The sequence below is a fragment of the Segatella baroniae DSM 16972 = JCM 13447 genome, assembly GCF_000426585.1.
GTDB lineage: Bacteria > Bacteroidota > Bacteroidia > Bacteroidales > Bacteroidaceae > Prevotella > Prevotella baroniae.
The window spans coordinates 1-4062 of the sequence record NZ_AUFQ01000037.1; the positions used below are offsets into that span (position 1 = coordinate 1).

At 41.8% G+C, this 4062-nt stretch carries 5 protein-coding genes; 3 read left to right on the plus strand and 2 right to left on the minus strand.

Features of this window, described 5'->3' with window-relative positions:
• Positions 1–251: 251 nt before the first annotated feature.
• On the plus strand, positions 252–428 hold the full coding sequence (locus K334_RS15345; protein ID WP_009435960.1) for a response regulator transcription factor: 177 nt from the start codon (positions 252–254) through the stop codon (positions 426–428).
• Positions 429–705: 277 nt separating this feature from the next.
• On the opposite strand, the gene K334_RS0112665 is transcribed toward K334_RS15345, so the two are convergent.
• Positions 706–996 carry a helix-turn-helix domain-containing protein gene (locus K334_RS0112665; protein WP_008449754.1) on the minus strand — a complete coding sequence of 97 codons (291 nt, stop codon included), beginning with the start codon at positions 994–996 and terminating at the stop codon, positions 706–708.
• Positions 997–1007: 11 nt separating this feature from the next.
• Positions 1008–1310, minus strand: a complete 303-nt coding sequence (locus K334_RS0112670) for a helix-turn-helix domain-containing protein (protein ID WP_008449658.1) — start codon at positions 1308–1310, stop codon at positions 1008–1010.
• A gap of 376 nt (positions 1311–1686) precedes the next feature.
• Here K334_RS0112670 and K334_RS0112675 point away from each other — a divergent pair, with 376 nt between their 5' ends.
• Positions 1687–3051, plus strand: coding sequence for a virulence-associated E family protein (locus K334_RS0112675; RefSeq protein WP_009435903.1), 1365 nt, complete (start codon positions 1687–1689; stop codon positions 3049–3051).
• Positions 3052–3232: 181 nt separating this feature from the next.
• The coding region (locus K334_RS0112680; protein ID WP_036890431.1) for a DUF8464 domain-containing protein at positions 3233–4062 on the plus strand (830 nt) is incomplete at its 3' end.

Below are 4062 nucleotides of genomic sequence, written 5' to 3' on the forward strand. Positions count from 1 at the left end.
TATGAGAACTGCTAATATCGAATTGAATACATTGTTCAATGCCGATGTCTTTGGCCTGAAAATGTACCAAGTTATTTTTTAATCATTACTTAATTGACAGTAACAAACATATTACACTAGGAATTTGTATGTTAACGTATTCAACAAGAAAACAAATAGGGAACGCCTTGGTTAAGTTATCTGGGGTTGACTATCATTTTGAATTGAGAAACGATAAATGGGTGCAAACCAATAATTCACATTTAACTAATATGGAAAAAGTTATTATTGGGCAAAGTGCAAATGGTAAAAGCATAGCGAACATCGCAGAGTATCTCTCTGTTTCGATAACTACAATCAAGACTCACAGAACAAACATATTCAAAAAACTTGGAGTTAGCAATATTACTGAGGCCATACAATATGTAGAGGATTATAATCTAATTTGAGTACTATCTCCAAAATATCGTATCAGGCAAAAGTTGATATCGAAAAGTGGTTTTGTTGGATTTTCTACTGAAGATATACGGATTGAAATGTCTAGTAATTACAAGTAACTATTTGATTATTAATATTGTTTTATGTCCTTTGTCGCTGAATAGCTACTTGCAATATACCTGTTACCGAGACCTCTGCAAAACTATTTTTAGAAGAAAAACTATGATTGATTATCAGTAAGTTATATTCACTTTATTCTTCTTTTTACGGACTTTTGCAGAGGTTTCGTTACCTCTTATAATTCTCCTCCAACATTTTTTCCAAATCCGACTCCTTATAAAGTATCTTCCCTGCAAACTGTGTGTAAGGAATAATCCTCCTGTCCCGATAGTCCTGCAAGGTGCGAGGGCTGATATACAGCCTCTCGCATACTTCCTTACCTGTAAGGAAGTGCTCATCGCCAAATAGCGGCTTGTGTGTCTGTGCCACTTCCTTAATTCTCTTGCTTACTCCGCTGATAGCTGACAGCACCACCTGCATATCGTCCGCCTCTATATTCAAATCTCTTACCTGTTCCATAATCTTCGTGTCTATTTGTTGATTTTAGTTTTTCCCGTTTCAGCTTTCTCCGTTTTTGTTTGGAGCAACTGTTCCACGTCCTCACGCTTGTAGTAGCACTTATGCCCGATTTGGGCAAAGGGCAACACACCCGTATCACGGTAGTGCTGCAAGGTGCGCTTGCTGATATTAAGCAGCCTGCACACATCACCGTTGTGCAGCCAATCGGTGTGCCTGCTTCGTTCCCCGAATGCCTTGTGGCAGGTCTCGGCAAGGCTGAGAATCTCGTTCCTCAGCTTTGCCCAGTTTGAATCCGTAATGATAAAATATCCCATAGTTTTATTATTGTTTTGTTTGTATTTCTGTCTTATTGGTTTAATAAAACCTTTGTCCGTCTTGCGTTTCACCGCATATTTCTGCCTGCAAAAGTAGAGAGTGTTTGCCATACTTCAAAGCACGAGGGAACAGTAGGGAAATAGAGGGAAAAACATGGAAATGGCAAAAGGATTGTCGCTCTCTTTCTTTGTCTCTTTACTCCATTTTATCATATCCTTTTAGCCGACGCAATACGATGCGTATTGTAGCAAATTAGCACCTGCCTTTCTTGCATCCTTTACACACTTGTCCTCTTGTTTTGGGCTTAAATCCATACTTTCCAACAGTTTCTTGTCAAAAATCTGTGAGAAATTCATAGCCAATGTACGCAACATTATGCAAGCACTCTCCGAATGCTTGGCACTTTCTTGTTCTCTTCATAACTTCACTCTTGGAAACCAAACCAAGCATATAATGAAGAAGAATGCAGATAAAGGTAAATCGGAGGGAGGAAACAATATGTCCAAGCAAAAGAAGACTTCCTCAAAAAACGGTGAGATAGAAACCTATCTGTCCTCTCGCTATGAGTTCAGATACAACACTGTATTGGGAAGAACCGAATACCGAAGCAAGAACGATGCTCATTTCTCAAAAGTGGGTCGCTATGAAATCAACACGCTCCGCAGGGAGATAGACAACGACATCGGGATTATCACATCTTCTGATAATCTCTATTCCATCATCGAGAGCAGTTTCTCTCCACGCATCAACCCCATACAGGAGTATTTCAAAAAGTTGTCTGCAACGGATATAGGCAGCAGTAACCCTGATTGTGGAAATAAAGTTTCCCTTTCACTGAAAGCCATTCCCGACTTGGCAAGTTGCGTTGTCGTGCGCAACTCCGACAAATGGCTGCCGTACCTCACCAAGTGGCTCGTGGCAGTGGTTGCCAACGCAATGGACGACCGTGAGTGCCGTAACCATACCTGCCTCGTACTCACAGGCGAGCAGGGCAAGTTCAAGACCACGTTCCTTGACCTGCTCTGTCCCCCAGCACTGCACGGTTACAGTTACACAGGAAAAATATATCCGCAGGAAAAGGACACACTCACTTATATCGGTCAGAACCTTATCGTAAACATAGACGACCAGCTAAAAGCCCTCAATAAGCGGGATGAGAACGAGCTGAAAAACCTCATCACCTGTCCGATGGTCAAGTACCGTATGCCGTATGACAAGTACGTGGAGGAGCATCCCCACTTGGCAAGCTTTGTGGCATCAGTGAACGGCAATGACTTTCTTACAGACCCGACAGGCAGCAGAAGGTTCCTGCCCTTTGAAGTACTTTCCATAGACATAGAGAAAGCCAAGCGTATTTCAATGGACAATGTCTATGCTGAAGCCAAAGCCCTGCTAAAGTCAGGTTTCCGCTATTGGTTTGATGATGAAGAGATTGCCGAACTATACAGGGAGAGTGAGGACTTTCAGGTACAGACCGCTGAGATGGAACTCTTGCTGCGTTGCTTCGAGAAACCAGCGGAGGACGAAAACTATTCGTTAATGACCACTACGGAGATACTCACCTATTTGGGTATTTATACCCACCAGCCACTTGTTGCCAAACGTATGGGCGAAGCCTTGAAGAAAGCAGAATATATAAAGGTGAGCAAACGAAGAAACGGTGGTAGCCCCATCTATGTCTACAAGATTAGGAAAATCTTGCCCTGCCCGCTCCTTCAAACTTGTAGTAGTCAAATGTAGTAGAATGTGTAGTATTGTCTTATACTACAAAGTAATACTGATTATCAATCACTTATCACAAAATAATATGTAGTAAGAAGAAAGATGAAAAAGTTTGGAGGGGAAAAACTTTGGAAACGGTAAAACCATAAAACAGACAAGCATAAATAATTATCATTCAACCCATTAAAGTATCAAAACAATGAAAAAAGAAGATTTATCACTAATCAAACGATATTCCATCGTGGAATATCTCGAAAGGAAAGGCATTAGGCCTGTCCGTAAAACATCTACCTATGTCATGTATCGCTCACCACTCAGGGAGGAAACTCATCCGAGTTTCAAGGTGGACACGGAAAAGAACCTTTGGATAGACTATGCCGAAGGCAGGGGCGGAAGTATCATCGACCTTTGTATACGCTTGGAAGGCTGCACGCTCTCGGAAGCCATCTGCCGTTTGGGGCAGAACGCTTTAGAGCATACAGCGTACTGCTCCTGTTCTTCAAAGAGAGAAACATCTATCAGTCCAAATCAAAGAAAGGATATAACAGCAAGCGGAACAAGGAGACTGACAAGCATCTCAGACACCTTGCCGCCGCACCTGCAGGAGTATCTCAAAAAGGAACGCTGTATTGATTTAGAAAAGGCAACACCCTTTCTCAAATGTATCAGCTACGAGGTAAGGGAAAGAAGATATGAAGCCATCGGCTTTGCCAATTCTTCAGGTGGTTATGAACTACGGGACAATCATTTGTTTAAGGGAACGATTGCCCCGAAAGACATCACCCCTATATTTGAGGACAAGGCACAACCTGTCTGTCTGTTCGAGGGCTTTATGGATTTTCTTTCTTTCCTTTCAATGAAAGAGGAAGTAACCAACCAATGCCTTGTGATGAATTCCGTGAGTAATGTTGTAAGAAGTATTCACTACCTGAATAAAAGAAATATAACCTCTGTTCGTGCTTTTCTTGATAATGACGATGCAGGTCGAAAAGCTGTGCAGGAATTTGTAAACACAGGTTTTAAGGTAGA

Excerpts from the sequence above, each read along its gene's own strand:
- K334_RS0112675 (WP_009435903.1), top strand. The coding sequence starts at position 1,687 with ATGCAAGCACTCTCCGAATGCTTGGCACTTTCTTGTTCTCTTCATAAC.
- K334_RS0112665 (WP_008449754.1), bottom strand. The coding sequence starts at position 996 with ATGGAACAGGTAAGAGATTTGAATATAGAGGCGGACGATATGCAGGTG.
- K334_RS0112670 (WP_008449658.1), bottom strand. The coding sequence starts at position 1,310 with ATGGGATATTTTATCATTACGGATTCAAACTGGGCAAAGCTGAGGAAC.
- K334_RS15345 (WP_009435960.1), top strand. The coding sequence starts at position 252 with ATGGAAAAAGTTATTATTGGGCAAAGTGCAAATGGTAAAAGCATAGCG.